Source organism: Nocardia speluncae NBRC 108251, assembly GCF_001613245.1.
In the GTDB taxonomy this organism is placed as follows: domain Bacteria; phylum Actinomycetota; class Actinomycetes; order Mycobacteriales; family Mycobacteriaceae; genus Nocardia; species Nocardia speluncae.
In genome coordinates this window covers 34,747-60,669 of record NZ_BDBZ01000012.1, presented here as the reverse complement: position 1 = coordinate 60,669, position 25,923 = coordinate 34,747, and the positions used below count along the sequence as shown (strand labels likewise).

At 66.6% G+C, this 25,923-nt stretch carries 24 protein-coding genes and 1 riboswitch; of the genes, 8 read left to right on the top strand and 16 right to left on the bottom strand.

Annotated features, from left to right (window positions below):
• Positions 1-34: 34 nt before the first annotated feature.
• Together trpS and NS6_RS13510 are read right to left on the bottom strand one after the other, a co-directional pair.
• Positions 35-1,069, bottom strand: coding sequence for a tryptophan--tRNA ligase (gene trpS, locus NS6_RS13515; protein ID WP_068041268.1), 1,035 nt, complete (start codon positions 1,067-1,069; stop codon positions 35-37).
• A gap of 21 nt (positions 1,070-1,090) precedes the next feature.
• On the bottom strand, positions 1,091-2,095 hold the full coding sequence (locus NS6_RS13510; protein ID WP_245669319.1) for an oxygenase MpaB family protein: 1,005 nt from the start codon (positions 2,093-2,095) through the stop codon (positions 1,091-1,093).
• Positions 2,096-2,179: 84 nt separating this feature from the next.
• Between NS6_RS13510 and NS6_RS13505 the strand changes: the two genes are divergently transcribed.
• Positions 2,180-2,821 (top strand): TetR/AcrR family transcriptional regulator, encoded by a 642-nt coding sequence (locus NS6_RS13505; protein WP_068041265.1) that lies wholly within the window; start codon positions 2,180-2,182, stop codon positions 2,819-2,821.
• A gap of 122 nt (positions 2,822-2,943) precedes the next feature.
• Here NS6_RS13505 and NS6_RS13500 read toward each other — a convergent pair whose 3' ends face one another.
• The 3 genes from NS6_RS13500 to NS6_RS13490 are packed head-to-tail and all read right to left on the bottom strand — an operon-like array spanning position 2,944 to position 4,711.
• Complete coding sequence (locus NS6_RS13500) at positions 2,944-3,429, bottom strand: barstar family protein (protein WP_068041260.1); 486 nt, start codon at positions 3,427-3,429, stop codon at positions 2,944-2,946.
• A complete protein-coding gene (locus NS6_RS13495; protein ID WP_068041256.1) occupies positions 3,429-3,932 on the bottom strand; it encodes a guanyl-specific ribonuclease in 504 nt (167 codons plus the stop codon). Before NS6_RS13495 ends, NS6_RS13500 begins: the two co-directional genes overlap by 1 nt.
• Positions 3,929-4,711 carry an exodeoxyribonuclease III gene (locus NS6_RS13490; protein ID WP_068041253.1) on the bottom strand — a complete coding sequence of 261 codons (783 nt, stop codon included), beginning with the start codon at positions 4,709-4,711 and terminating at the stop codon, positions 3,929-3,931. Before NS6_RS13490 ends, NS6_RS13495 begins: the two co-directional genes overlap by 4 nt.
• A 126-nt stretch (positions 4,712-4,837) precedes the next feature.
• On the opposite strand from NS6_RS13490, the gene NS6_RS13485 reads away from it, so the two are divergent.
• Complete coding sequence (locus tag NS6_RS13485) at positions 4,838-5,950, top strand: transglycosylase SLT domain-containing protein (RefSeq protein WP_210747415.1); 1,113 nt, start codon at positions 4,838-4,840, stop codon at positions 5,948-5,950.
• A gap of 149 nt (positions 5,951-6,099) precedes the next feature.
• On the top strand, positions 6,100-6,948 hold the full coding sequence (gene ephH, locus NS6_RS13480; RefSeq protein ID WP_068041247.1) for an epoxide hydrolase EphH: 849 nt from the start codon (positions 6,100-6,102) through the stop codon (positions 6,946-6,948).
• Positions 6,949-7,227: 279 nt separating this feature from the next.
• On the opposite strand, the gene NS6_RS13475 is transcribed toward ephH, so the two are convergent.
• The gene (locus NS6_RS13475) at positions 7,228-8,475 is read right to left on the bottom strand and encodes an acyl-CoA dehydrogenase family protein (protein ID WP_068041603.1); all 1,248 of its coding nucleotides are present in this window, start codon (positions 8,473-8,475) and stop codon (positions 7,228-7,230) included.
• A gap of 420 nt (positions 8,476-8,895) precedes the next feature.
• Entirely contained in the window at positions 8,896-10,113 is a 1,218-nt protein-coding gene (locus NS6_RS13470; RefSeq protein ID WP_068041244.1) for an NADP-dependent isocitrate dehydrogenase, read from the bottom strand.
• 273 nt (positions 10,114-10,386) lie between these two features.
• A riboswitch (SAM riboswitch) is annotated at positions 10,387-10,497 on the top strand.
• Between the two features lie 184 nt (positions 10,498-10,681).
• On the opposite strand from NS6_RS13470, the gene metX reads away from it, so the two are divergent.
• Complete coding sequence (metX, locus tag NS6_RS13465) at positions 10,682-11,827, top strand: homoserine O-acetyltransferase MetX (protein WP_371859339.1); 1,146 nt, start codon at positions 10,682-10,684, stop codon at positions 11,825-11,827.
• 70 nt (positions 11,828-11,897) lie between these two features.
• On the opposite strand, the gene NS6_RS13460 is transcribed toward metX, so the two are convergent.
• The 3 genes from NS6_RS13460 to cycA form a co-directional block, all read right to left on the bottom strand.
• Positions 11,898-12,143: a DUF3017 domain-containing protein gene (locus NS6_RS13460; protein ID WP_068041600.1), complete on the bottom strand. Its 246-nt coding sequence runs from the start codon at positions 12,141-12,143 to the stop codon at positions 11,898-11,900.
• Between the two features lie 108 nt (positions 12,144-12,251).
• The gene (locus NS6_RS36455) at positions 12,252-12,350 is read right to left on the bottom strand and encodes a DUF6745 domain-containing protein (protein WP_371859338.1); all 99 of its coding nucleotides are present in this window, start codon (positions 12,348-12,350) and stop codon (positions 12,252-12,254) included.
• Between the two features lie 99 nt (positions 12,351-12,449).
• Complete coding sequence (gene cycA, locus NS6_RS13455; protein ID WP_084471024.1) at positions 12,450-13,928, bottom strand: D-serine/D-alanine/glycine transporter; 1,479 nt, start codon at positions 13,926-13,928, stop codon at positions 12,450-12,452.
• A 281-nt stretch (positions 13,929-14,209) separates the two neighbouring features.
• Here cycA and NS6_RS13450 point away from each other — a divergent pair, with 281 nt between their 5' ends.
• The gene (locus NS6_RS13450; protein WP_068041238.1) at positions 14,210-14,674 is read left to right on the top strand and encodes a tRNA (cytidine(34)-2'-O)-methyltransferase; all 465 of its coding nucleotides are present in this window, start codon (positions 14,210-14,212) and stop codon (positions 14,672-14,674) included.
• 41 nt (positions 14,675-14,715) lie between these two features.
• Here the strand turns inward: NS6_RS13450 and NS6_RS13445 are convergent, their stop codons facing one another.
• From NS6_RS13445 to NS6_RS13430, 4 genes are all read right to left on the bottom strand, one after another.
• Positions 14,716-14,943, bottom strand: a complete 228-nt coding sequence (locus tag NS6_RS13445) for a DUF167 domain-containing protein (protein ID WP_068041237.1) — start codon at positions 14,941-14,943, stop codon at positions 14,716-14,718.
• 7 nt (positions 14,944-14,950) lie between these two features.
• A complete protein-coding gene (locus NS6_RS13440; RefSeq protein WP_068041235.1) occupies positions 14,951-15,991 on the bottom strand; it encodes a DUF4349 domain-containing protein in 1,041 nt (346 codons plus the stop codon).
• Positions 15,992-16,072: 81 nt separating this feature from the next.
• Entirely contained in the window at positions 16,073-19,498 is a 3,426-nt protein-coding gene (locus tag NS6_RS13435; protein ID WP_068041233.1) for an error-prone DNA polymerase, read from the bottom strand.
• 8 nt (positions 19,499-19,506) lie between these two features.
• The gene (locus NS6_RS13430) at positions 19,507-19,959 is read right to left on the bottom strand and encodes a hypothetical protein (RefSeq protein ID WP_068041228.1); all 453 of its coding nucleotides are present in this window, start codon (positions 19,957-19,959) and stop codon (positions 19,507-19,509) included.
• Between the two features lie 129 nt (positions 19,960-20,088).
• Here NS6_RS13430 and NS6_RS13425 point away from each other — a divergent pair, with 129 nt between their 5' ends.
• Positions 20,089-21,102, top strand: coding sequence for an SDR family NAD(P)-dependent oxidoreductase (locus tag NS6_RS13425; RefSeq protein ID WP_068041225.1), 1,014 nt, complete (start codon positions 20,089-20,091; stop codon positions 21,100-21,102).
• A gap of 37 nt (positions 21,103-21,139) precedes the next feature.
• Positions 21,140-21,703, top strand: coding sequence for a TetR/AcrR family transcriptional regulator (locus tag NS6_RS13420; protein WP_068041222.1), 564 nt, complete (start codon positions 21,140-21,142; stop codon positions 21,701-21,703).
• Positions 21,704-21,839: 136 nt separating this feature from the next.
• Here the strand turns inward: NS6_RS13420 and NS6_RS13415 are convergent, their stop codons facing one another.
• Positions 21,840-23,096, bottom strand: a complete 1,257-nt coding sequence (locus tag NS6_RS13415; RefSeq protein WP_084471039.1) for a serine hydrolase — start codon at positions 23,094-23,096, stop codon at positions 21,840-21,842.
• 221 nt (positions 23,097-23,317) lie between these two features.
• On the opposite strand from NS6_RS13415, the gene NS6_RS13410 reads away from it, so the two are divergent.
• On the top strand, positions 23,318-24,865 hold the full coding sequence (locus NS6_RS13410) for an MFS transporter (protein WP_068041221.1): 1,548 nt from the start codon (positions 23,318-23,320) through the stop codon (positions 24,863-24,865).
• A gap of 30 nt (positions 24,866-24,895) precedes the next feature.
• On the opposite strand, the gene NS6_RS13405 is transcribed toward NS6_RS13410, so the two are convergent.
• Complete coding sequence (locus tag NS6_RS13405) at positions 24,896-25,906, bottom strand: sulfite exporter TauE/SafE family protein (protein ID WP_068041220.1); 1,011 nt, start codon at positions 25,904-25,906, stop codon at positions 24,896-24,898.
• Positions 25,907-25,923 lie beyond the last annotated feature (17 nt).

Sequence of the window (25,923 nt, the reverse complement as noted above, 5' to 3'; positions counted from 1 at the left end):
CCTCACCGCCAACACGCACGGGCCGGGCGACCGATCAGCGGGCGAGGAACCCGACCCGGTCGTAGACCTGTGCGAGAGTGTTACCGGCGATCTCGCGCGCACGCTCGGCGCCGATGGCGAGGATGCGATCGAGTTCGCCCTGATCCGCCATGTACTCTTCCACTTTCGCCCGCAAAGGGGTGGCAAATCCGATCAGTGCGTCGGCGACATCGGCTTTCAGATCACCGTAACCGCGGCCCGCGTAGTCTTTCTCCAGGGTCACGATCGGGGTCTCGGTGAGCGCCGACAGGATCACCAGCAGGTTGCTGATACCCGGTTTTTTCTCCACGTCGTAGCGGATTTCGCGTTCGGTGTCGGTCACCGCGGAACGCACCTTCTTCGCCGAAACCGCGGTGTCGTCCAGGAGATTGATCAGACCGGCGTCCGAACTCGCCGATTTACTCATCTTGGCGGTGGGATCCTGCAGGTCGTAGATCTTGGCGGTGCCCTTGACGATATGAGGCTCCGGGACCACGAAGGTCTTCTTGAACCGGGTGTTGAACCGCTGCGCCAGGTTGCGGGTGAGCTCCAGATGCTGGCGCTGGTCCTCGCCCACCGGTACCTGATGCGGGCGGTACAACAGGATATCGGCAGCCATCAGTACCGGGTAGGTGAACAAGCCGACGGTGGTGTTGTCCGCTCCCTGTTTCACCGATTTGTCCTTGAACTGCGTCATCCGGCTCGCTTCGCCGAAGCCGGTGATACAGCTCAGCACCCAGGTCAGCTCCGCGTGCTCGGGCACCTGCGACTGCACGAACAGCGTGGAGCGCGCCGGGTCGATCCCCAGGGCGAGCAGTTGCGCCGCCGCGATCCGGGTGCGTTTGCGGAGTTCCTTCGGGTCCTGCGACACCGTGATGGCATGCATATCCGGGATGAAGTACAGCGCGTCGTAGTCGTCCTGCAGGGTGACCCAGTATTGCAGGGCGCCGAGATAGTTCCCGAGATGGAAGGAGGCGCTGGTCGGCTGGATACCCGAAAGCACTCGCTGTTTACGCTCCCCCGCGGCGGGGGTCTGGGCAGGACTGGACATGCCCCGATCTTTGCATGCCGCTCAGGCGGAATTTCGCTCTGCCCATGTGCGGGGATCGATACCGGGCATACTGCGCTTCCCGGCCCGTGCCAGCTCCTGCTCCTGCTTGGTGATCAGCCGGTACACCGGGGCACTCGGCCCGTTGAGTGCCGTCTTCACCGGACGCGGTACCAGCAACGACGGCACACTGTGGGCGTTGCGTACCGACTGCGCCAACCCCCGGTAGGCGAGCTCGTCGGTGCGTTTCCACTCGATCCCGTACATCTGCCGGATCCGCTCCGGCAGGCTGCCCTGCACCAGCAGGTAGTACGCGGAACTCACTTGCCGGGCCGGTAGCGGCTGCGGGTAGGGCACTACATGCCCGCACAGATAGTTGCCGACCTTGTGCGCCTCGCCGGTCAGGAACAGCTCGTCGGAGGCGAGGTAGCCGTCGAAGTATTCGCGGAACGCCCGGTAGTCGGCCGGCGCGGCCGCACGCGGCATCCCGAACAGCTCCCCCCACCGCACATAGTCCTGGTACAGACCCTCGCGTTCGCCGGCGGTGAGCCGCTTGACCAGCAGGTCGTACATGACCTCCGCGGATTCGAAGGTGAACGCCATGGTCATGAAGCTCAGATGCGGGTCGTAGGCGGAGTACGCCGTCCCCGCCGGATGATGCTGTCCCGCGTCCTCCGGTATCCGCCCCACCACCTTCTGGTGCTTCTTCCCGGTGAATTCCAGCGCCCGATCGGCCTCTTCTCGGGTCCCGAAGAACACCGCTTCGAACAGCTTCCCGGTGAGCGCCAGCCGGGTGTAGGGCGTATCCCGGTGCTCGGTGGATTCGGCTGTCCCCACATAGAGCAGCGGATGGACCGCCCCGATCACCAGCGCCCGCAGCCCGTAGGTCAGGCCCACCGCCCGCTTCCGCATAACCCGCCGGATCATCGAATCGTCGGCAAAGTACCCCGTATCCATGGCCATCTCAGCCTCCCGGTCCAGCTCACCGCTGAGCATTGCGACGCGCACCCGCGCATCTGGCAATAGCATCCACCAGTTCCGGACTTCTGGCAATACCTACCACCAAATTGCCCCGCCCACACTCGTCAGCCGCCCACCCGCCATCATTTAGGGATGGCAGCGCAGCGCACCTATGGCGGTTTATCCGCGGAGGAACGGCGGGCCCAGCGACGGTCCGCGCTCCTGGACGCGGCACTGGAGATCATCGGCACCCAGGGCCTGGACAAGCTGACCGTCTCGGGTATGTGCACGCAGGCGGGCCTGAACGAGCGCTACTACTACGAGAGTTTCGGCAGCCGCGACGACGTGCTCACCGCCCTGGTGGACGGTATCGCCGAAGAACTGGTCCTGGCCATCGTCGCCGCCGCGCACACCGCGACCGGCGATTCCCGAGACATTGCCCACGCCGCGATCACCGCCGGTATCCACCTGCTCACCGACGACCCACGCAAAACCGAGGTCACCATGGTCGCGGCCATGGCCACCCCACAGCTACGTGCCCGCACCACCGAAACCATCCGCGTGTTCGCCCGGCTGGTGGCCAGCGAAGGTGTCGAATTCTACGGCGTCACGGACCCCGCCCCGGACCCGGTGATCGATTTCCGCGCCACCTACCTGGTGGGCGGACTCGTCCAAACCCTCACCAGCTGGGTCCGCGGCGATCTCGCGATCGGCCGCGACACCCTGATCGACTACACCACCGACGTCTTCGTCCTCCTCGGTGAAGACTTCGCCCGCCGCAACGATCCGGACTGATCGGGAACGGTGCTCCTTGGCGTCGGACGAGGCCGGGCCCCACTCGATATCACCCTCGACACCGAAGCCCCTGAGTGAACTTCACCGGACCTGAGCACAGGTGGCGAGCACGCCCGCTGGGATCAGAAACGGATCGGGACGGCGCCTACCCCCTGTGGTTTTCCCTGCAGGATCACCCGGAAGACCACAGTGCGCGACGGCCAGAAATCCGCGCATTCCTCGACAACCGACACGAACCATTCCCGTTCTTCCGGTGCGTTCGCGAGAAGCTGGTCGGCGTCGCGGATCGCGAGTATGTAGCCCTCGGCTTCACCGAGGGTGTCGTCGATATCCAGTAGGCATTCGTCGAACGAATCCTTGTTCGGCCGGAAGTAGTACGGGAATTGCAGGGCAGCCGCGAATTCGTCGTAGAGCGCCGGCATCGTGCGCATCCGGCTACCGCGAAGCTCGCGCACCCGGAAACCTTCGGGAGCGCGGTACCGGATACCGCTGAACTCTGCCGCGTCCACCTGCATCACGCCCAGGGCGGTCCTGCTGCCGTCGGCGGAGCGGAGTTCGGCATCGTAGGAGAAGGCCAGGAAATCCGCGAGCGCGAGAGGTTCGCCCATCAGCGCATCCTTGTGAAAGTGTCGTAGTGGTCGCCCGTGTACCAGGCCGAGCCGTCACTACCGGTGACGATACGCTCGGCATCACGGGACTGCCCGCGCTTCTTCGGGTTCACGTCCCATTCCAGGTATTCGACGCGTTTACCGGACTCGCCGGTCGCCGGGAGCCGGCCCTCCCGGTTCCGGAAGGTGATCCCGCCTTTCGTTCCGGGTGCGTTCGCCGAATCCGGCCAGCGGCCCGCATCGATCTCCTCCAGGGTTTCGTAGGCGCGTTCGGGCACCCCGGCCACCCGCGAAACCACCGGGGAGTCGCCGGGGGCGGCCTTGCCCGGAGCGGGCTTGCCGCTCACCGCCGACGTAGTACCGGACGACAGTGTGGCCGCGGTATCAGAGGCGCCGTCGTCACCGGCCTGAGTGCTGAGCAGCGCGACGACGATCGCCACCACCGCGGCACCCACCGCCGACAGGATCTTCACAGCTTTCGCACGCACAGAACTCCCCTTCATCGGTACTGCACCGTCACCGGCGCATGATCCGACCAACGCTGCGCGTAGGTCGCGGCACGTTCGACCACGGCCTGTTTCGCCCGCTCGGCCGCCTCCGGCGTCGCCAGCTGATAATCGATACGCCACCCCGTGTCGTTGTCGAACGCGCGCCCACGATACGACCACCAGCTGAACGGACCGTCGCCCTCCGGGTGAAGTTTTCGCACCACGTCCACGTACCCGGCGCCCATTTGCCGGTCGAGCCAGGCACGTTCGGCGGGCAGGAAACCGGATTTCTTCAGGTTGCCTTTCCAGTTCTTCAGGTCTCGCTCGGTATGCGCGATATTCCAGTCACCGGCGATGACGAATGCGCCGGTGCGCGTGGACATACGGGCAGCCAGTTCGTCGAGAAACCGGTATTTCTCTTCCTGCCTGGGCGTTTCCGCCTCGCCGGTGTGCACATAGACGCTGGCCACGGTCACATCGTCGAATTCGGCCTCGATATACCTTCCGGTGGAGACGAATTCACTATCCGGTTCGATCCCGACCCGCACCGACCGCATCGGCCGCCGCGACAGCACACCCACCCCCGCCCGGCCCTTGATGCCGGGCTCGGCATGTGCTAGCTGCCAGCCGTCGGCCAGCGCCGGGGCAAGCGCGGCGGCGATCTGGGTGTCGTCGGCGCGCGTCTCCTGCAGGCAGACGATATCGGCCTCGGTCCGGCTCAACCACGCCAGCAGCCCCTTGCCTGCCGCGGCCCGGACTCCGTTGACATTGACCGTGGAAAGGATGTAAGGCACAGATCGACAGTACAAGGACACGGTACGACGACCCGCCGGCCTACCCCGCCAGAAGTTCCCAAGCCGGGGAAGATCCGATAATCGTTGTGTGCTGACCTTATCCCTCCGGGCGAATGCGAACTGCCGATGAGCCCTCCCAGCACCAAGAAAATGGGCGATCTGCATGAGCTGCCCGCCTCCGCCCCGGAGGGGTTGAAGGCGCTGTTCGTGACCGCTGAGGGAGTTATCCAGGAACAGATCCGGATGCTGGGCGAGGGGACCCCGTCCCAGGCGCCCGATATGTGGCAGCTACTGCGCAACGAGGGGATCGACGATCCGGACGGCCAGGCGGAAATGCTCGACAGCTACGGCGAGCACCGGGACGAGGTGAACCGGGTCAAGTCGGAATACGATTTGCAGGACACGGACGGCATCCCCATGCGGACCGCCGGGATCGGCAAGGCCGTTACGGATGCCTACGATGCCATCGAAACGTCGGTCGGCGAACTCAACGACAAGATCGATGCCGCCCACACCGCTGAATACACCGACGAATACACCGTAACCGACGATAACGGCGAGAATCCGCGGCAGGTTTCGCGGCAGGTACTGCCGACGCATAACGTCAATGAGCTCTTCGCGGGGCTCTGGGACACTGTGAACACAACGTATGAACAGGTGAGCGGCGTCTCCGACCGTGCTGCGGCCGAGGCGCTCGGTATCGAACTCGACGATCCCACACATCCCCGCAGTATCAACCCCGCGGCATCGGGTCCGCTGTTGCCCTCCATCGCTCCGAACTCGCCCGCCTCGTCGGCGGCCAACGGCGGCGATGCGGAATATGTGGCCGCCGCAACCGACGCCGATTACGCCGCATATACCGGAGACAAGGATGTGAAGGCCGCCATCGACGGCGCGCTGGACGCACTGGGGATTCACGACCCGGAGGCGCGGGAGAACTGGACGCGTGGGTATCTCGTGCTGATCGAACGGGAGTCCGGTGGCGACCCCAATGCCATCAACAATTGGGATTCGAATGCCGCTTCGGGACAGCATTCGCGCGGGCTCACCCAGACGATTCCGGGCACTTTCGAGTCATATCATGTCGCGGGGACATCCAGCAATATCTACGATCCCGTAGCCAATGTCGCGGCAAGTATGAGCTACGTAATGGAGCGATACGACGTCGCCAAGGACGGCAGCAATCTGCAGTCCGCAGTCCAGCAAACCAACCCCGCCGCCTCCCCGAAGGGCTACTGACCGGGTTCAGCGGAAACACACCTGCACGGAACGGTCACCATCCCTGCTCGCCGAAGCCGCCGGCGGTCGATGACAAAGAGGATTTTCACCCCTGCCCCACCGTAGAATGACAGGTCACCGCTACTTGCCAGGAAGGGGTGACGACATCGATGTCAGGCACCTCCGCATCCCCAGCACCCGAGGCAGTCCCCGCCCTGCACCTGGGCTCCGGCGAACCGCTGCTTCTCCTGCACGGCGTCCTGCTCTCACCACATTGCTGGGAACAGACTGCCGCCCTGCTGGCCGCCCGGTGCGAGGTTTTCGCGCCGGCACTCGGCGGGCACTGGGGTGGGCCGGAGTTCCCGGACGGCCGCTATTCCTCCGCCACCCTGGCCGACCGGGTCGAGGCACAACTGGACGATCTGGGCTGGCGAACCTGCCATATCGCCGGTAACTCGCTGGGCGGCTGGGTCGGGTTCGAATTGGCGCGCCGGGGCCGGGCCCGCACGCTCACCGCGATCGCTCCGGCCGGTGGATGGAAGACCCCGTCGGTGACACAGCTCCGCGCCGCCGCCACGATCGCGCCGATGATCCCGATCACCGGGGCCCTGCGGCAGCTGGGCAGCGCCCCGGTCGACAACCGAATCGTGCGCTGGGTGATGGCCCATCTGCTCACCAAGAACACCCGTGCGGTCTCGCGCGGGGATCTGTCGGCCGTGATCCTGGCCGCGCTACATTGCCCCGCGCTACCCGCCCTGACCGCGGGAACCTTACGTGGGCCGTCCCTGGCGAATATGTCCGATCTGACCACCCCGGTCCGAGTCATCCTGGCCGACTCCGATCGCGTCCTGCCGGCCGCGGCGCACGGCCGGCGGTTCCTGCGTGAGCTGCCGGACTCGGCGGACCGGATCATGCTGAACCGGGCCGGACATGTGCCCATGCTGGAGGATCCCGAACGGATCGCCAATCTGATCGCCGAACACATCTACGCCAGCCGCGACCATTTGCGCGCTGTGTAGTCCGGCGCTGTGCAATCCGGCGCGCGGGTTTCGGCCCCCTTCGGACCCTGCTGTCCGCACGGGACACTCGCGGCTACGCCGCATCGCATCGCGCACGGAAAGCAGGGGGCGGGCCGAAACCTTTTCAGGGCCTCGTAGTACTCGCACCGCCGTTGGTTACGTTGGTCTTTCAGGGGAACGGGTGAAGTCCTTGCTGAACTCGGCGCCGTCCGAGCACGTTCGGCCCGATGCCTGTCGCGCCTGTGTCACCGGGCACTACAGTTCTCTCGCCGGCCGCACTCAGAGACCGACTATGCCCTTGGCTACGTGGGTGACCTGGATTTCGTTGCTGCCCGCGTAGATCATCAGCGATTTCGCGTCACGGGCCAGCTGTTCGACCCGGTATTCCGACATGTAGCCGTTGCCACCGAAGAGCTGCACGGCTTCCATCGCAACCTCGGTCGCCGCCTCCGAGGAGTACAACTTCACCGCGGAGGCTTCCGAAAGGCTCAGCGGTTTCCCGGCTTTCCCGCGTTCGATGATGTTGAAGACCATGTTCTGCACATTGATCCGCGCCACCTCCATCTTGGCCAGCTTGAGCTGGATGAGCTGGAAGCGTCCGATCTCCTGACCCCACAGTTTGCGGTTGCGGGCGTACTCGGTGCACAGCCGCAGGCATTCGTTGATGACGCCCAATGCCATGAAGCCGATACCGACGCGTTCGGCCACGAAGCTGGATTTGGCGCTCTCCCGGCCGTCACCGCCGCGGTGTTCCTCGGTTTCGCCGAGCAGCCGATCGCGGCCCAAGCGGATGTTGTCGAAGAACAGTTCGCCGGTCGGTGAGGCGTGCAAGCCCATCTTTTTGAACGGTTTGCCCTGGGTGAGGCCCTCCATTCCCTTGTCGAGGACGAAGGTGAGCACCTTGCGGTCGCGGGCGGGCGTACCGTCGCCCTCGTCGAGCTTCGCGTACACAACCAGTGTGTCGGCGAAGGGGCCGTTGGTGATGAAGGTCTTCTGCCCGTTGAGGATGTAGTTGTCGCCATCGCGCCGGACGTAGGTTTTCATTCCGCCGAAGGCGTCGGATCCGGAATCCGGTTCGGTGATCGCCCAGCAGGCGATCTTGCGGAGGCTGACGATATCGGGCACCCATCGCTCCTGCTGGGCGAGTGTGCCGCGGGACAGGATGGTCGCACCACCGAGCCCGGTGCTCACCCCGAGTGAACTGCACAGACCCATACAGACACCGGAGAGTTCGCTGGTCACGACGGCCATCATGGTCTGCTGATCGAATCCGCCGCCGGAAGAGTCCTTATCCCCCGAAGCCGGCTTCTCCGCGCCGTCGGCCGCCGCGCGCTTGGCGGCCAGTTGCTTGTTCAGCCCTTCCTCGGCCATCGCGCCGATCCCGAAATCCGCGTACAGCTTGCGCAGCACCGGATAGGGAAGCATTTCCCCGGTGTCCAGTGCGTCGAGGTGGGGGCGTACTTCCTTATCGATGAAAGTCCGGACCGCGTCGCGGACCATCAGATCGGTATCGGACCATTCGAACATCGTCGTCCTCCGTGCAAGCAGCAGCATTACGGCGTAGATCACCGGGCGGATGGACCCGCCTTGTTGACAGCCTGCCAGTTCCCCCGCGACCGCGCTGAGGTTTCGGCGACCTCCCGGACACCCCCGCAACAAAGCCCAGTGCAGCGAGCCCCCCGAAGAACCAGCACAAACCAACGGCGGTGCCGGGTGCAGCGAGTCTCCGATAGACCAACGTAATCAACGGCGGTGCCGAGCCTACGAGGCCCTGAAAGGTTTTGGCCCGTCCCAAGGGGGCCAAAACCCCGCGGCGCCGCAGGCGCCGCAAAAAGACACAGCGCACCGAGAACACAGCCCTGTTCTCGGTGCGCTGGAGAAGGCTGCGGCTCCACGATCCGGGTGCGGTACTGCGCGCACGCCGGGTGCCGTGGGGCCGCGGGTTTGTCAGCGCAGCGCGCGCGCCAGGTTGGCGTCGAGCGCGGCGAGGAATTCCTCGGTGGTGAGGTAGCCCTGGTCGCCGCCGACCAGCGCAGCGAGATCCTTCGTCATCTGACCGCCCTCGACGGTCTTGATGACCACATCCTCGAGGGTCTGCGCGAAACCGATCACCTCGGGGGTGTTGTCCAGTTTGCCGCGATGCTCGAGGCCGCGGGTCCAGGCGAAGATCGATGCGATCGGGTTGGTCGAGGTCGGCTTGCCCTGCTGATGCTGGCGGTAGTGCCGGGTGACGGTGCCGTGCGCGGCCTCCGCCTCACAGGTCTGACCGTCCGGAGTGAGCAGCACAGAGGTCATCAGACCCAGCGAACCGAAGCCCTGCGCGACGGTATCGGACTGCACATCGCCGTCGTAGTTCTTGCAGGCCCAGACGTAGCCGCCCTCCCATTTCATGGAGGAGGCGACCATATCGTCGATCAGCCGGTGCTCGTAGGTGAGGCCGGCCGCGTCGAACTGGGTCTTGAACTCGGCGTCGAACACCTCCTGGAAGGTGTCCTTGAACATGCCGTCGTAGGCCTTCAGGATGGTGTTCTTGGTCGACATGTAGACGGGGTAGTTCTGCTGCAGCCCGTAGTTGAACGAGGCACGCGCGAAATCCTCGATGGACTTCTTGAAGTTGTACATACCCATGATGACGCCGCCGTCCTCCGGCATCTTCACGACCTCGTGGACGATCGGCTCACTGCCGTCCTCAGGGGTGAAGGTCAGGGTGACGGTACCGGCCTGGAAGGCCTTGAAGTCGGTGGCCCGGTACTGGTCACCGAAGGCGTGACGGCCGATGATGATCGGCTTGGTCCAGCCGGGGACCAGACGCGGAACGTTGGAGATGATGATGGGCGCACGGAAGATGGTGCCGCCGAGGATGTTGCGGATGGTGCCGTTGGGCGACCGCCACATCTTCTTGAGACCGAATTCCTCGACCCGGGCCTCGTCAGGAGTGATCGTCGCGCATTTGACGCCGACACCGTGCGCTTTGATGGCGTTCGCGGCGTCGACGGTGACCTGGTCGTCGGTCTTGTCGCGGTACTCGATGCCGAGGTCGTAGTACTCGAGGTTCAGGTCGAGGTACGGGTGGATCAGCTTGTCCTTGATGAACTGCCAGATGATCCGAGTCATCTCGTCGCCGTCGAGTTCTACGACGGTGCCTTCAACCTTGATCTTGGACATGGATCTTCGTGTCCTCCTAAGATGGTGCCCTCATTGCACAACCAGGCGAACACGCTTGTGAGCGGACCCCAGCTGTTCAACAGACAACGTATACATCCCGCGTTGTCCACGAGACGTCTGATGTAACCAAGACGAGCGTACTGCTTGTAGTGATCGCACGGTGCAGCCAGCCCCGGCCGTGAGATCTCACAGAGTGAGTCGCGCCACAAGATTACCTGGTGGCACCGTATGCCGATTTCGATCCGCCAGGGCCCACGGTTACCATGTGGAACAGGTCATGAGTGCCAGCGCCAAGCCCCGGCTCGCTGGCCGGCAACCCTCCAGCTGCGGTGGGGTGCTCCGGGTGATGACCGGGCTCCCGAAAGCCGGGAGCAAGCGCATGTCAGGAGGTCGCCGTTATGTGCCGGTGCTGGTCACCTCGGCCCTGGCACTCCGTATCGCGGCGCGCAACCCCCGATTTTCTGGAGCACGATATGACCGATGGCAGTATCCCCGGCCACTTCACGGCCGCGACTCATATGGTCCGGCTATCGCCGCCGGTCGCGGCCCAGCGGGCGGAAGCCATCGCGTGAAGGTGAGCTCCGAACAGTCCACTGCAACACCCGTGGCACAGCTACCACCGCCCGGCGGTACAGCCGGCGTGATCGAGATCGGCGACCTCACCCTGGAGAACGGCGCCCGGCTACCGGCGGTCGAACTGCTCGTCCAGCGCTGGGGCGAACTGTCCCCGGCCATGGACAACGTGGTGCTGATCGAGCACGCGCTGACCGGCGATTCCCATGTGGTGGGCGAACCCGATGCCGACCATCCGCAACCCGGTTGGTGGAACGGGATGATCGGGCCGGGCGCGCCGATCGACACCGACGAATGGTGTGTGGTCGCCACCAATGTGCTCGGTGGCTGTCAGGGCAGCACCGGCCCCGGTTCCCCGGCGCCCGACGGCGAGCCGTGGGGGGCACGCTTCCCGGAGATCTCCATCCGCGACCAGGTGAACGCCGAGGTTCGGCTGTTCGATCTGCTCGGTATCGACCGGCTGGCCGCGGCGGTCGGCGGTTCGATGGGCGGTATGCGGGTCCTCGAGTGGATGCTGTGCGCACCCGAGCGCCTGGCTTCGGCACTGGTCCTCGCCGTCGGTGCCCGAGCGACAGCGGACCAGATCGGCACGCAGACCACCCAGATCGCCGCCATCACCAGCGACCCCGACTGGCAGGGCGGTAATTACCACGGCACCGGTCGGGCCCCGATGGCCGGAATGGGTATCGCCCGGCGGATCGCGCATCTCACCTACCGCACCGAGATCGAGTTGGACAGCCGATTCGCCAACAGCCCCCAGGCCGGTGAAGACCCCTGGGAAGGCGGCCGGTACGCGGTGCAGAGCTATCTCGAATACCAGGCCGAGAAGCTGTGCAAACGGTTCGACCCGGCCACCTACGTGCTGCTGAGCGAGGCGATGAACCGGCACGATATCGGCCGCGGTCGCGGCGGGATCGAGGCGGCGATGGCGCGCGCCGAAGTACCGTGCATCGTAGGCGGGATCGACTCCGACCGGCTGTACCCGCTGCACACCCAGCGGGAACTGGCCGAGGGGCTGGTGGGCTGCCGCCATTTCGAGGTCATCGCCTCCCGCGACGGTCACGATGCCTTCCTCACCGAGGCCGAGGCCATCGGCAAGCTGCTGACTCAGACGATGGGCCTGGCCCGCACCCACCGCTGATTCGGGATCGCTTCGGCGTGCGGGCGCACCCGCAGGTGGTGGCTCGGATGGCCCGAGCGCGGGGATCGTTTCAGCTCACACCGAGCGTATTGATGGTGGCGGCGAGGAACACGATCACACTGCCCAGCAGGGTCAGCGCACCCACGTCGAACGGTTTGCTGCGCACCGCCAGCAACCCCACCCGCACTGTGGGCAGGCACAGCCGGAACGCGGCGGCGATCAACGTCGCGCTCCCGAAGAAGAAGGCGCCGCGCCGCCACCGGTCCTGTGCGACGAAAACCACGGCGACCGCGATCACCGCAACGACCACCACCATCGGCAGATGGCAGCGCAGGAACCCGGCCAGGCGGTTACCGGTGCCTGGATCGCCCTCGGTCACAGTCTCGGCGTCGGTCACGGATGCGATTGTTCCAGACTCGGCCGCTCAGGTCTGCGCGACCGGTTCGTACTCCGGGGCGGAGAGGCCGAAGGTCCAGGCGACACCGTCTCGTGCGGTGCGGGTGGAACGGATACCCGCCGGCACCGCCCGGCACGCGCAGTGGATCTGCCCATCCCGGCGATCCCGGTCGCGGGCGACGCCTTCGTACCGGGTTCGTACCGGTAGGGGGCCGCCCGGACCGATTCAGCGCAGCGCAGCGGTCTCCGCCCGGACCTTCTCCCTGTGCTGTTTCCGCAGCGCGCTGTGGTGCGGGCTGCGGCGCACGAACAGGTAGGCGATCGCGAGGACGACGAACCAGATCGGTGTCACCAGCAGAGCTTGCAGGGTATCGCTCTCCTGAGTGAGCGCCCAGACGATGAAAACGAAGAACGCCAGGACGGCCCAGACCATCGGGATCCCGCCGGGCATCTTGAATGTCGATGCGGCGTGCAGCTGCGGTCGCCGTTTGCGGTAGGCGAGGTAGCTGGCCAGGATCATCGTCCAGACGAACATGAAACACAGCGACGAGATGGTCGTGACCACTGTGAACGCTTCGATGATCGACTGCCCGGCATAGAGTAGTACCACGCCGATCAGCAGGAACGCGCAGGAGAAACGCAGCGCGTTGGCCGGGACCCGGCGCGGCGACAACTTCCCGAACACCGCGGGCGCGTTACCTTCACCCGCGAGGCCGAACACCATCCGTGAGGTCGAGTAGATACCCGAGTTGGCGCTGGAGGTCGCGCTGGTCAGCACCACGAAGTTGACCACGCTCGCGGCGATACCGAGCCCGGCGAGGGTGAACATTGCCACGAATGGGCTTTCGGCCGCCGATACCTGACGCCACGGGGTCACCGCGCAGATCACGACGAGGGCGCCGACGTAGAAGAGCAGGATCCGGATGGGGATCGAATTCACCGCGCGGGGCAGTGTGCGCTGGGGATCCTTGGTCTCGGCAGCGGTGGTGCCCACCAGTTCGATACCGACGAAGGCGAACACCGCGATCTGGAATCCGGCGACGAACCCCATCGGGCCGGTCGGGAAGAAGCCCCCGTCGTTCCACAGGTTGGCCAGCGAGGCCGGCGTACCGCTGTCCCCGGTGAATCCGGTCAGGATCATCACCAGACCGGTGACGATCAGCGCACCGATGGCGATGATCTTGATCAGCGCGAACCAGAACTCGGTTTCGCCGAAGGCGCGCACCGTGGGCAGATTCAATACCAGCAACACCGTGATACAGACCAGCGCCGGAATCCACAGCGGCAGGTCCGGCCACCAGAACGCGACATATCCGGCGATCGCCACCACATCGGCGATACCGGTGACGACCCAGCAGAACCAGTAGGTCCAGCCGGTGAAGAACCCCGCCCACGGGCCGAGCAGATCGCCCGCGAAATCCGCGAAGGATTTGTAGCCGGAGTTCGACAGCAGCAACTCCCCCATCGCCCGCATGACGAAGAAGAGGAAGAAACCGATGATCATGTAGACGAGGATCACGGAGGGCCCGGCCAGCGAGATCGTCTTCCCCGATCCCATGAACAAACCGGTACCGATCGCGCCGCCGATCGCGATCAGCTGGATATGCCGATTGGCCAGCTGCCGGCTGAGGCCGCCGGGTCCACCGGGGTCACCCGCCGCCGCCCCGTCGTCGCCAGAACCCCCTTGGCCCTGTAGCACGGCCATCTTTCTCCCTCCAGTGTCGATCGGACAGCCCATTCGACCACCAACAGCGCTATCGCGCAGCGCAGTACAGGCGCGATACCACGAGGCAGCCGACCGGGCCCGGTCCCCAGGCGAAGGGAACGCGGAGCCTTTGCGGAACGGCGGTCCGTATGCGTCCGAACTGGTCAGAGCAGGTCCGTTCGGGCCTGTGGCCCGTCGGGGAACGGTACGCCACCCGAAAACCGCCTCAGCGCCGGGCTGTGACCAACACATCTTCAGCCCACCTGGTTGACTGGTCGGCTGTGTTCCGATTGATGTTCCACGAACCGCGCATACCGGGCAATACAGGTAATGCGATCCGGCTGGCTGCCGGCACCGGCAGCGAGTTACATCTGATCGAGCCGCTCGGCTTCGACCTGTCGGAGGCCAAGCTGCGGCGAGCCGGGCTGGACTACCACGACCTGGCGTCGGTCACCGTCCATCCGGATCTGGCCACGGCATGGTCGCGGCTGCGGCCCGAGCGGGTGTACGCGTTCACGACGAGGGCGGCCACCGTGCACACCGAGGTCGCCTACCGGCCCGGTGACGTGCTGCTCTTCGGCGCCGAACCCTCCGGGCTACCGGCCGAGGTGCTCGCCGACGACCACATCACCGGAGAGGTTCGCATCCCGATGCTGCCGGGACGCCGGTCGATGAACCTCGCCAACGCGGCATCGGTCGGGGTGTACGAGGCGTGGCGCCAGCACGGGTTCCCGGGCGCGGTCTGACACGCAAACCCGGCGCGGCCCGGAGTCCGCCCCCTGCGAGCTCAGCCGATCTCGAACCTCTTGTGCCGGGCGGTCGCACCCGCAGTGAGGCGCACCGCGCTCTTCGGGACCCCGAAATGATCGGCGAGCAGTTCGACTGCGGCCTTGTTCGCCTTGCCCTCGACCGCCGGCGCCCGCACCCATAGTTGCAGGGTGCCGTCGGGCAGTTCTTCCACCAGCGGGCCTTTGCGACTGTTCGGCTTGATCAGCGCGCGCACAGTGGTCGGCATGTGCGCGCTAGTCTCCGGCCGATCCGCCGGGCTTGTCCGCAGATCCGGACTTGGTGTCCGCAACTGCGCCGGGCTCCTCCGCCGATACTGCGGGGATACCGGGCTCGTCGGCCGGCGCAGCGGTGGGGGTTTCGGCACGCGCGGATTCCGGGCGGGGCGCGACCGCACTGGCGGTGCGGGGTTTGTTGCGCCGTCCCCGGAAAATCCGGAAGACCGCCGCGACGATCGCGCCGAGCACGGCGAGGAAGCCCAGCCACGGCAGTGCCTGCCCGGCGAACACCACGGCGTTCTTCAACCAGTCGATCAGCGAATTCCACCCGTCGATCACACCGTCCCAGAAGTTGGCGGGTCCGGTATCACCCTTCTTCTCCGCGGTGGTGCCGATATCGATGGTCAGCGTGGACAGGGTGATCTGGTCGTCGAGGTAGCGGCGCTGGCCGGTGAGGCTGTCGAGTTCGGCCTGGCGGTCGGCGAGGGCCTCCTCCGCGGCGATGAGGTCGGCGGTGTTGGCGGCGCGGGCCATCAGGTCGCGGAGCCGGTCGGCCGAGGCGCGCAGGGCCGTGATCCGGGCATCGAGGTCCTGCCACTGGAGGGTGACGTCGTCACGGTTGGTGCTGATCTCGGTGACCTCGCCGACCTCCCCGAGACCTTCGATGAACGCGTCGGTTTCGCCGGCCGGGATCCGGATGACCAGATTCGCGTGCGGATCGTTGTCCTCGGTACCGGGATTCTCGGTGCGCTGATCGATCCGCCCGTCCAGCCGGATCACGCGGTCGGCCAGGGTCTGGGCGGCGGCGATCGGATCGGCGGCGGTGAGATCCACGCTCCCCGTAACGACTTCCTTGCGGTCGGTGACCTGCGGCCCGTTGTCCGGCGCGGGTGCCTGTTCCCGGGCAGGTGCCTGCTGGATCCGGAACCCGGGGGCCGCGGCGGGTGCGCCGCTTTCCACCGCCGACGGAGCCGCTCCGGTGGAGTCGGAATCGCCACCGCACCCGGTCAGCAACATCGAACCACACAGGACCACGAACAACACCCCGAGCCTTCGCATGCTGGCAGCGTAATGCGTGTTCCGGGATCCGGTACCCGAACGCCGGGCCCGCGGCGCCGGAGGCGAGGCAAACAAACACAGCTAACGGAAGTCGCGGGAGCGGGAACCGATACGCATATCCAGGCGGCGGAGTTGTTCGGCGTAGATGCTCACCGCCCCTTCGGCGTTCTGTACCCGCCCACGGATGAGCAGCGCTGTCGCTCCCTGGGCGAGCCGGCGGTACCGCGTCCACAGACCGGCCGAGCACACCACGTTCACCATGCCGGTTTCGTCTTCCAAGTTCAGGAAGGTGACCCCACCGGCGGTGGCGGGCCGCTGCCGGTGGGTGACCGCACCACCGACCAGGACCCGGGTTCCGTCGGAGATCGCGAGCAGGCCGGCGGCCGGGATCACGCCGAGTGCGTCGAGGCGGGGGCGCAGGAACTGGGTGGGATAGCTGTTCGGTGAAATCCCGGTGGCCCAGACGTCGGCGGCGGCGTGTTCGAGGTCGCTCATACCGGGCAGGGCGGGTGTGCTGGTCGAAGCGCCGGTTCCGGGGAGCCGACCGGCACGTTCACCCGCGGCCGCTCCGGCCGCCCACAACGCTTCCCGGCGCGAATACCCCAGACATCCCAGCGCACCCGCGGTGGCCAGCGATTCCGCTTGCGGAACGGTCATTTCCACGCGTCCGGTGAGGTCCAGGAAAGATGTGTAGGGGCCACCTTCCGCACGTGCCGCCACGATTTTGCCCGCGAGCTCCGAGCCGATACCGCGTACCGCCGCCAGGCCAAGCCGCAACTCGGTGCCCCGCTGTTCCAGCGTGGCTTCGGCCGGGCTGGCGTTGATATCCGGGCCGTGCACCGCGACCCCGTGCCGGCGGGCGTCGGCGACCAGTGACTGCGGGGAATAGAACCCCATCGGCTGCGCCCGCAGCAATCCGGCGCAGAACGCCGCGGGATAGTGCAGTTTGAACCAGGCGGAGTAGAACACCAGGGCGGCGAAACTCTGTGAATGACTTTCCGGGAAACCGAAATTCGCGAACGCGAGTAGTTTCTCGTAGATACGGTCGGCAAGTCCGCCGGTTATCCCGTGCAGGTCGCGCATTCCCTGGTACAGCCGGTCGCGTAACCGTTCCATCTTCTCCGGGGAGCGTTTCGACCCCATGGCGCGGCGCAGTTGATCGGCTTCCACCGGGGTGAATCCGGCGACGTCGACCGCCATCTGCATCAACTGTTCCTGGAACAGCGGTACGCCGAGAGTGCGTTCGAGCGAGTTCCGCAGGGCCTCGTGATCGACGGTGGCCTTTTCGAGCCCGTTCTTGCGGCGGATATAGGGGTGCACCGAACCGCCCTGGATGGGGCCGGGCCGGATCAGTGCGACCTCGACCACCAGATCGAAGAACTTCTCCGGTTTCAATCGTGGCAGGGTCGCCATCTGCGCTCGGGATTCCACCTGGAAAACCCCGACCGAATCCGCGCGGCACAGCATTTCGTACACGGCGGGTTCGGTGAGGTCCAGGGTGTGCAGTTCGACCGTCACCCCGATATGTTCGCGCACCAGATCGATCATGTAGTGCAGCGCGGAAAGCATACCCAGACCGAGCAGGTCGAACTTCACCAAACCCGCTGTCGCACAATCGTCTTTGTCCCATTGCAGCACGCTGCGCCCGGTCATCCGCGCCCATTCCACCGGGCATACGTCGGCGATGGGCCGGTCGCAGATCACCATTCCGCCGGAATGGATTCCCAGATGCCGCGGCAGACCTTCGATATCGGCGGCCAGTTCCAGTACCGGCGCGGGGATATCGGTGCCGGTTTCCGCGCCCACCCCGGTCCACCGGCTCACCTGCCGGCTCCAGGCGTCCTGCTGGCCGGGAGCGAAACCCAGCGCGCGGGCGGCGTCACGCACCGCGGATTTCCCGCGATAGGTGATCACATTCGCCACCTGCGCCGCATACTCCCGGCCGTATCTGCGGTACACGTATTGGATCGCCTCCTCGCGCCGGTCCGATTCGATATCCACATCGATATCGGGCGGCCCGTCCCGTTCCGGGGAGAGAAAACGTTCGAACAACAGCTTGTTGGCCACCGGATCGACATTGGTGATCCCGATGGCGAAGCAGACCGCGGAGTTGGCGGCCGAGCCCCGTCCCTGGCACAGGATGTCGTGCTCGTGGCAGAACCGCACGATATCGTGCACCACCAGGAAGTAGCCGGGGAACCCGAGTTGCTCGATCACGGCGAGTTCGTGTTCGAGCTGCCGGTAAGCGGCCGGGTTCCGGGAGGGTGATCCGTACCGGTCGGCGGCGCCGCGCAGGGTGAGTTCACGCAGCCAGGAGTTCTCGTCGTATCCGGCGGGCACATCGAACGGCGGCAGCTGCGGCGCGATCAACTTCAAATCGAATGCGCACTCCCGCGCGAGGAGTACCGAATTCGATACCGCAGCCGGGAATTCCTCGAACAGACCGGCCATTTCCGCGCCTGAACGTAGATGTGTGCCGCCGGTGGGGGCGAGCCAGCCGGCGAGGTCGTCGAGGCTGCGCCGGGCCCGGATGGCGGCCAGCGCGGCAGCCCGACGCCCGTGGGCGGGGGTCGCGAAATGGGCGGCGGTGGTCGCCACCACGGGGATTCCCGCCCGTTCTGCCACCGCGGCGAGGGCGCTGTTGCGCTCATCGTCGCCCGGCAGTCCGTAGCGGGTGAGTTCCACCGTGACCCGGTCGGCACCGAAACGCTCGCACAGGTCGCGCAGGACCGCCTCGGTGCGCAGCGGTTGCCCACCGTCCGCAAGGTCCTGTTCCAGCGCCCGCCGCATGCGACCTTTACGGCATCCGGTGAGTATCTGCCAGTGCCCGCCGGCCGCCGCGGTGAGCGTGTCGAGGTCGTAGCGCAGGATCCCCTTCTCTCCCGCTGCCATATGCGCCGCCGCGAGCTGCCGGGACAGCCGCCGGTAGCCTTCTTGCCCGCGCGCCAGCACCAGTAGATGCTCCCCTTCCGGGTCCGGGGCGCCGGTACGAGGCGGGGAGTCCGTAATCAGCGGAGCGGTACCCGCGCTCCGCACTGGTCCGGTACCACTGCGAAGCACCGGGTCGTCACCGCTGCGGAACCGCGCGGAACCGACATGAATCTCCGAATCAGCTTGCGGTATAACGGATTCCACTAGGGTGAGTTCCGCCCCGTACACCGTGGGCATACGGTATTCGGCGGCGGCCTCGGCGAACCGCACCACCCCGTAGTAACCGTTGTGATCGGTCAGCGCGACAGCCGACAGACCCAGCCGCGCGGCCTCGGCGACCATCTCCTCCGGCGGCGAGGCACCGTCGAGGAAACTGAACGCCGAATGCGCATGCAGTTCCGCGTAAGGAACCATCGGGCCCGCCGGCCGGACCAGCGGTTCGGCCCGGTATTCACCGCGACTGCGGCTCCACGCCGGGGCGTCGCCGCCGTCACCGGGTGACTGCTCGGGCCTGGCGCGACCGGACAGCACCCGTTCCAGCTCCGCCCAGCTGGGCGGGCCGTTACTCCAGCCCATATGCCACCTCAGCAGGCCACCCGATCGGTGGACTCGGCGGCCAGCAGGGTCGCGACATGATCCACTCCGGCCCGGATCACTCGCCCGTAGGCATCGTCGGCGAGGACGCTTGCATGCCCGCGGGCCAGGGCCAGCTGCATCCGGGCCACATCGAAGTCGCCGACCAGCCGGTGACTGTCGGCCAGGCTCAGATACAGCGAGGGCAGGAATCCGAGCAGTCCGTCGCCGAGCGGGATACCGGGCACGAACGCCGAGTCGAGCGCCCGAGTATCCCAGAGCAGTGCCCCCTCGGCCGTGTCCTGGAGGTCGGCCAGGTGGTGGGCGACCACGCTCCGGTGCAGCGGTTCCCCGTCCGTACCGAGTTGATCCCACAGCATTCGCAGCGCCTGCCGCGCCGTCTCTCGATTCACGCCGCCGAGCCGCACCGCGGCATAGATATCCGCCATCCGATCGTCCGTCATGGACCCAAGTATCGCACATACGTTCGAATAGCGAGAGGGTATTCGAACTCGTTTTCGAACAGATTCGACCTGGCGCGCTTTCTTACTTTGGAGTAAGTTCGGCCGGGGTAGACCTGCACAGAGGGGCTGATGATGAGCGCAAACGGAACCCACCGCGGCAAACGCGACCTCACCGGACGCCACGTCCTCATCACCGGCGCCTCGTCCGGGATCGGCCGGGCGGCGGCAACGGCGGTCGCTGAGAAAGGTGCGGTGGTGCTGCTGCTCGCCCGCCGCGCGGACGAACTCACCGCCGCGGTGGACGAGATCAGGGCCGGTGGCGGCGCCGCCCACGGATACCCCTGCGATATCACCGATTCCGCGTCCGTCGAAGCGACCCTGGCGAAAGTCACGGCCGAACACGGCCACGTGGATATGCTCGTCAACAACGCCGGCCGCTCCATCCGCCGGGCCATCCACCGCTCCACCGACCGGCTACACGATTACGAACGCACCATGGCGGTCAACTACTTCGGCGCACTGCGGCTCACGCTGGCACTGCTCCCGCAGATGCGGGAACGAAAATTCGGCCATATCGTCAACATCAGCAGCGCCGGCGTGCAAGTGGCCACCCCGCGGTATTCCGCCTACCTGGCCAGTAAGGCCGCGCTGGACAAATTCACGGAGGTGGCGGCGGTGGAGACCATGGCCGACGGTGTCACCTTCACCACCATCCACATGCCGCTGGTCCGCACCCCGATGATCGCTCCCACCGGTAATCAGGGCCCGGCCGAAACACCGGAATGGGCTGCCGCGACCATTGTCCGGGCCCTGACCGAACGCCCGCGCCGTATCGACGTCCCGGTCGGCACCCTCGGCGAATACGGCGCCCTCTTCGCCCCGCGCATCCGCGATCTCGTCCTGCACCGTTACTACCGGATGATCCCCGATTCCCCGGCCGCCCGCGGCGAACAGGCCGAACCGCTACCCCAGTCGCGGCTCACCATGGTGCGCGACGTGGAGACCGGTATCCCCGAAGACGACGAACTCCCCGCGAGCCCCCGGGCATCGGGCCCACTCCCCCGCGTACGAGCGAGAGCGGTGCGGGGCACCGGAACTGTCCTGCGCCGCGCCGCCCGCTGGGTGCCCGGGACCCACTGGTGAACCCCGGGCACCGACCCACCGACACGGATCAATCCTCATGACCAGTGAAAGAGAAGCCGCGCTCGACGCGATTCTGGAGTTGATCGCCACCCGCGGCGTAGGCGAGACAACCCCGCGGCGGGTGGCAGACCGATCCGGCGTCGACGGCAAAACCCTGCGCCTGCTGTACGGCGACCGCTACGGGATGCTGATGACCGCCGCCAAAACACTCGAACTGCGCCGGGACCGCCTGCTTACCGCGGCCGAGGCAGCCCACCCGCCGACCACCGTGGCGAGCCGGCGCAACTACCTCGAGGCCGTCGCGCGTGCCCTGCTCCTGGGTCTCGCCGACCATCGCGACCTGCTGGTACGCACCGAACTGATCGCGAACGCACGGCTGGTGGGCGGGCTGGACGCGGAGACCCGCGGGCTGGGGGAACACGAGCGTGCCATCGTTGCCGAGGCACTGGAGCGAGTGGGTACGGCCGATATCGAAATCGAGACCGAGCGGCTGGTCACCCTGCTCAGCGGACTGGCATTCGAACTGGTCTACCCGCACGGCGCCCGTGAAGGTACGGCGGATCGGGTGCTCCGGCACCATATCGCCTCTATCGTGCACTGATCCGCGCACCGTCCCAGCGCCGGAGCGGGTCACGCGAATACGCGGCGTGCGCGGGCGGCGGCGCCACCCGCGGTGCAACGACACAGAACACCCGTGCCCCTGCGACAACCGGCGGCTCCCGCACAGCAGAAGGGGGTCAGAGGTCGAAGATCCGCTGGGCCGACGGTAGCGGCGGGCACGCGGCGGAGATCTGGGCCACGAGCTGCCAGGGCCGATCTCCGTCGATCGACGATTTTCCGCTGGTCAAGATCGCGCCGGCGAGCCCGCGCTCCGGATCGGCCCAGCCGTACTGGGTGGTGAATCCGCTGCGCCCGAAATGCGCGGTGGTATCGTGTCCGAATTTCGAACGGCGCCCGCCCAATTCGTATCCGCCACGGCTCACCCGCCCGGCGACACCGGGCACCCGCTGCGCGGGCTGCACCATCTCGCGCACGGTTTCCGGGCGCATGACCCGGACCCCGTCGAGTTCACCACCCCGCGCCAGGATCTCGTAGAAGCGCGCGAGTTCGGCAGCGGTTGTCACGAGATTTCCCGACGGCAGTTCCGCGGTGAGAAACGCACGATTGGATTCCCGGTTCACCGCGTCCTTCGCGAATCCGCCGCCGAGCGCCTTATCCGCGACAAACGTGGCGAGCCGCGACGGCGGCGGCCCGGTCTTCACGCTCGGTACTACCGCGTCCACATCCTCGGGTCGCACGCCCAGGTTCGTCCAGCGGAACCCCAGCGGGTCAAGTATCCGTTCGGACAGATGATCCCGAATCCGTTTACCGGTGGCCCGCTGAACCAGCAGCCGCTGAATCAAGCCGCTGGTCAAAGCGTGGTAGACGCGGAACCGGCCCGGTGGATAACTCGGTTTCAGCGCGGCCAGCCCACGAAGGCAGAGCTCTTCGTCGAAGGTCATTTCGTGGCCGCGGAAAGGCGGGGTCACGAACGGTACCCCGGCGGAATGGGCGAGCACCTGGCCGATGGTGATCGCCGCCTTACCGTTCGCCGCGAACTCGGGGATGTAGTCGCTGACCCGATCGTCGTAGCCGAACGCCCCCTGTTCGATGAGCAGGAACATCACCGCCGCGGAAACGCCCTTCGCGGTGGAGAAACCGCAGAACGGCGATTCGGTGGTCACCGCGCTACGCTCCGCGTCCGGGCTGTCGCCCGGCGCGTTGCCCCACCCGTGGCCGATCGCCCGGTTCAGCACGACCTTCCCGTTGCGGCGCAGGCATACCTGGATCGCCGGTGTGCCCCCCAGCCGGTACCAGTCGCGTACCGACTCCCAGATCGCGGCGATCTCCGCCGGCGCCAGGCCCACTGGGGCAGGGTCTGCTTCCGGGCCGATACAGGTGATGTCGTCCAGCTGGGCGGCGACCGGAACCAGGAGCGCGGAATCTGCCTTCACCCGCCCCAGGGTAGCCACGCGGGCCGCAACGGGACGGCCCGAATTCGTGCCGTCGCCGGCGCCGCCCGGCCTGAGCGCCCCCTTCCGGCCCGGCGACCGCGGACGGCATGATGACCAGCGCGAACACTATCGTGACGGAGATCACCGAAGGTGGCCACCGGTAACTGTGCTCTGATCATGAAAAGAAGCAACCGCTTGTTTCCTCCCGTCGAGAGGTGACCATGACGTCTGCCGATACGCGCCTGTCCCGGGCCCACATCTGGCTGCTGACGCTGTCCTCCATGGCCGTCGCGCTGGTCATCGCCGCGATGGCCGCCCTGTATACGGCGCTGCCGGAGATCGCGGCCGATACCGGCGCGAGCCAGCAGCAACTCACCTGGGTGGTCGACGGCTACACCCTCGCGCTGGCCTGCCTTGTCCTGTTCTCCGGTGCACTCGGTGACCGGTACGGCCGCCGGATCATGATGGTGCTCGGGCTGAGCATCTTCGCGATCGCCTCCGCGATACCGCTGTTGCTGGACGAGCCGAACTGGATCATCGCCTCCCGCGCAGTCGCCGGAATCGGCGCGGCGTTGGTCATGCCGTCCACACTGTCGCTGCTGACCGGTGGTTTTCCCGCCGAGAAGCGCGGGGTCGCGGTGGGATTGTGGGCCGGTGTGGTCAGTGGCGGCGCCGTCATCGGGATTCTCGGCTCCGGACTACTGCTGCAAGTGTGGTCGTGGCAAGCGATCTTCCTCGCGATGACCATCTCCGGCGCCGTCCTCGCGGTCGCCGGCTGCACCGTGCCCGAATCGGTGGACGAACTACGTCCGCCACTGGACTTCTGGGGCGGGATCACCTCGTCCGTCGCCGTCGGAGCCGTCGTGGTCGGGGCGATCGAGGCACCGGTGCGCGGCTGGGCGGATCCCCTGGTTCTCGGCCTGTTCGGCGCCGGGGTACTTGCCGCTTCGGGATTCGCGACGGTGGAACTGCGGGTTCCGCATCCGCTGCTGGATGTCCGGCTGTTCGCCGACCGCGGCTTCGGCAGCGGGGCGGTGAGCGTCGGCGTGCAGTTCCTGGTGGCGTTCGGTTACTTCCTGCTGTTCGTCCAGTACATGCAGTTGATCTTCGGTTATTCACCGCTCATGTCGGCGCTGGCGATGGCACCGATGATCGCGCCCCTCATCGGCATCTCGATCTTCGCACCCCGGCTGGCCGAACGTTTCGGCCTGCGACTGCCGACATTCATCGGACTGCTCTGCGTCGGCATCGCACTCATCCTGGTCTCCCGCACCACCGTGGACAGCACCTATACCGATGTCCTGTGGCCGCTGCTGATCCTCAGCACCGGACTCGGCCTGTGCACCGCGCCCGCGACCGCCGCCATCATCAACGGCACGCCACCGGAGAAGCACGGAGTCGCGTCAGCGGTCAACGATGCGTCCCGGGAGGTCGGCGCCGCCATCGGGATCGCGGTATCCGGCAGTATCCTGGCCGTCGGCTACACCGACCGGATCGCGCCGGCCCTGCCCAGCCTTCCCGAGCAGGCACGCGGGCCGGTCGGCGATTCGCTCGCCGCGGCACTGGAGGTCACCGAGCAGGCCGGCCCGGTCGCCGCACCGCTGGCGGATTTCGCCAAGGAAGCCTTCGTCCACGGAGCCCAGCAGGCTTCGCTGGCCCTCGGAATCCTGACCGTGGTGATGGCGTTCGTACTGGGTGCGTGGGCGCCCGGCCGCCCCCGCAAGACCACCGGCCCGGTCACGACCGAGCAGGTACTGACGGACCGATGATTCCCAGGGGGTCGTGTCTCGCGCAGAGCCCTACCTGACCGGCACTTCCGCCGGCTCGGGGCTTTCTTCATTTCCTTGCGACCGGGAACCGGTCTGCGCAGGCTCGCCACCATCGCTCTCGGGGCCCGCATCGGCGCTCACCTGACCTTTATCGCCGGTCGCCGGGTCCGCGGCGCGCGCCGCACGGGACTTCTTCCATGCGTACACGGTGAGCGCGATCGCCGCGACCACGATCACCACGTAGGCGATCGTGCGCGGCGCGCCCTCGATACCGAAGGTCTTGAACAGAGTGCGCACGTTCGTCAGCACCAGCACACCACCGACACCGGTACCGAGTACCGCCGGAGCCACCCGGCTCACCAGCCAAGCCGCGAGCGGAGCGGCCAGCACCCCGCCCAGCGCCAGACCGGCGATGATCAGCAGATTGTCGAAGAATTCCGAGCCGAGGCCGAGCAGGAATCCCACGCTGGCCGACGCCGAGACGATGAACTCCGAGGCGCTCACCGTACCGATCACCCGGCGGGGAGCGGCCCGGCCGGTGGTCAGCAGCGTGCTGGTGGTGACCGGTCCCCAGCCGCCACCGCCGCTGGCATCGATGAAACCACCGAACAAGCCGAGCGGGGTCAGGAATTTCGCCGAATGCGCGGCCTTCTCCGAAGCGGCGATCTCCAGCGGCGGCCGGGACGAGAACCGGACGACCAGGAAAACGCCGATCGCCAGCAGAATTCCCGCGGTCACCGGTTCGGCGGCCTCGGTGGAGATCCGGGAGAGCACGGTGGCGCCGAGGAAGGCGCCGACACCGCCGGGGACGCCCAGTCGAAGCACCATCTTCCAGTCGACATTGCCGAACCGCCAGTGCGAGATGCCCGAGGCCAGCGTGGTCGCGACCTCCGCGAAATGCACCGCCGCGCTCGCATGCGCGGCACCGGTACCACTGAGCACGAGCAGCGTCGTCGCGGTGACACCGAAGGCCATCCCGAGTGTGCCGTCGACGATCTGCGCGCCGATACCCACAAGGGTGAAAACAAGTAACTTGATCATGACGGTGTGCTCCCGAA

Coding starts and splice junctions, on each gene's coding strand:
- ephH (WP_068041247.1), top strand. CDS start 6,100: ATGTCAGGCACCTCCGCATCCCCAGCACCCGAGGCAGTCCCCGCCCTG.
- NS6_RS13435 (WP_068041233.1), bottom strand. CDS start 19,498: ATGGGCTGGAGTAACGGCCCGCCCAGCTGGGCGGAGCTGGAACGGGTG.
- NS6_RS13495 (WP_068041256.1), bottom strand. CDS start 3,932: ATGAAGGGGAGTTCTGTGCGTGCGAAAGCTGTGAAGATCCTGTCGGCG.
- NS6_RS13445 (WP_068041237.1), bottom strand. CDS start 14,943: ATGCCGACCACTGTGCGCGCGCTGATCAAGCCGAACAGTCGCAAAGGC.
- NS6_RS13440 (WP_068041235.1), bottom strand. CDS start 15,991: ATGCGAAGGCTCGGGGTGTTGTTCGTGGTCCTGTGTGGTTCGATGTTG.
- cycA (WP_084471024.1), bottom strand. CDS start 13,928: ATGGCCGTGCTACAGGGCCAAGGGGGTTCTGGCGACGACGGGGCGGCG.
- NS6_RS13475 (WP_068041603.1), bottom strand. CDS start 8,475: ATGTTCGAATGGTCCGATACCGATCTGATGGTCCGCGACGCGGTCCGG.
- NS6_RS13470 (WP_068041244.1), bottom strand. CDS start 10,113: ATGTCCAAGATCAAGGTTGAAGGCACCGTCGTAGAACTCGACGGCGAC.
- NS6_RS13505 (WP_068041265.1), top strand. CDS start 2,180: ATGGCAGCGCAGCGCACCTATGGCGGTTTATCCGCGGAGGAACGGCGG.
- NS6_RS13410 (WP_068041221.1), top strand. CDS start 23,318: ATGACGTCTGCCGATACGCGCCTGTCCCGGGCCCACATCTGGCTGCTG.
- NS6_RS13500 (WP_068041260.1), bottom strand. CDS start 3,429: ATGGGCGAACCTCTCGCGCTCGCGGATTTCCTGGCCTTCTCCTACGAT.
- NS6_RS13425 (WP_068041225.1), top strand. CDS start 20,089: ATGATGAGCGCAAACGGAACCCACCGCGGCAAACGCGACCTCACCGGA.
- NS6_RS13485 (WP_210747415.1), top strand. CDS start 4,838: ATGAGCCCTCCCAGCACCAAGAAAATGGGCGATCTGCATGAGCTGCCC.
- NS6_RS13510 (WP_245669319.1), bottom strand. CDS start 2,095: ATGCTATTGCCAGATGCGCGGGTGCGCGTCGCAATGCTCAGCGGTGAG.
- trpS (WP_068041268.1), bottom strand. CDS start 1,069: ATGTCCAGTCCTGCCCAGACCCCCGCCGCGGGGGAGCGTAAACAGCGA.
- NS6_RS13420 (WP_068041222.1), top strand. CDS start 21,140: ATGACCAGTGAAAGAGAAGCCGCGCTCGACGCGATTCTGGAGTTGATC.
- NS6_RS13430 (WP_068041228.1), bottom strand. CDS start 19,959: ATGACGGACGATCGGATGGCGGATATCTATGCCGCGGTGCGGCTCGGC.
- NS6_RS13460 (WP_068041600.1), bottom strand. CDS start 12,143: ATGGTGGTGGTCGTTGCGGTGATCGCGGTCGCCGTGGTTTTCGTCGCA.
- NS6_RS13405 (WP_068041220.1), bottom strand. CDS start 25,906: ATGATCAAGTTACTTGTTTTCACCCTTGTGGGTATCGGCGCGCAGATC.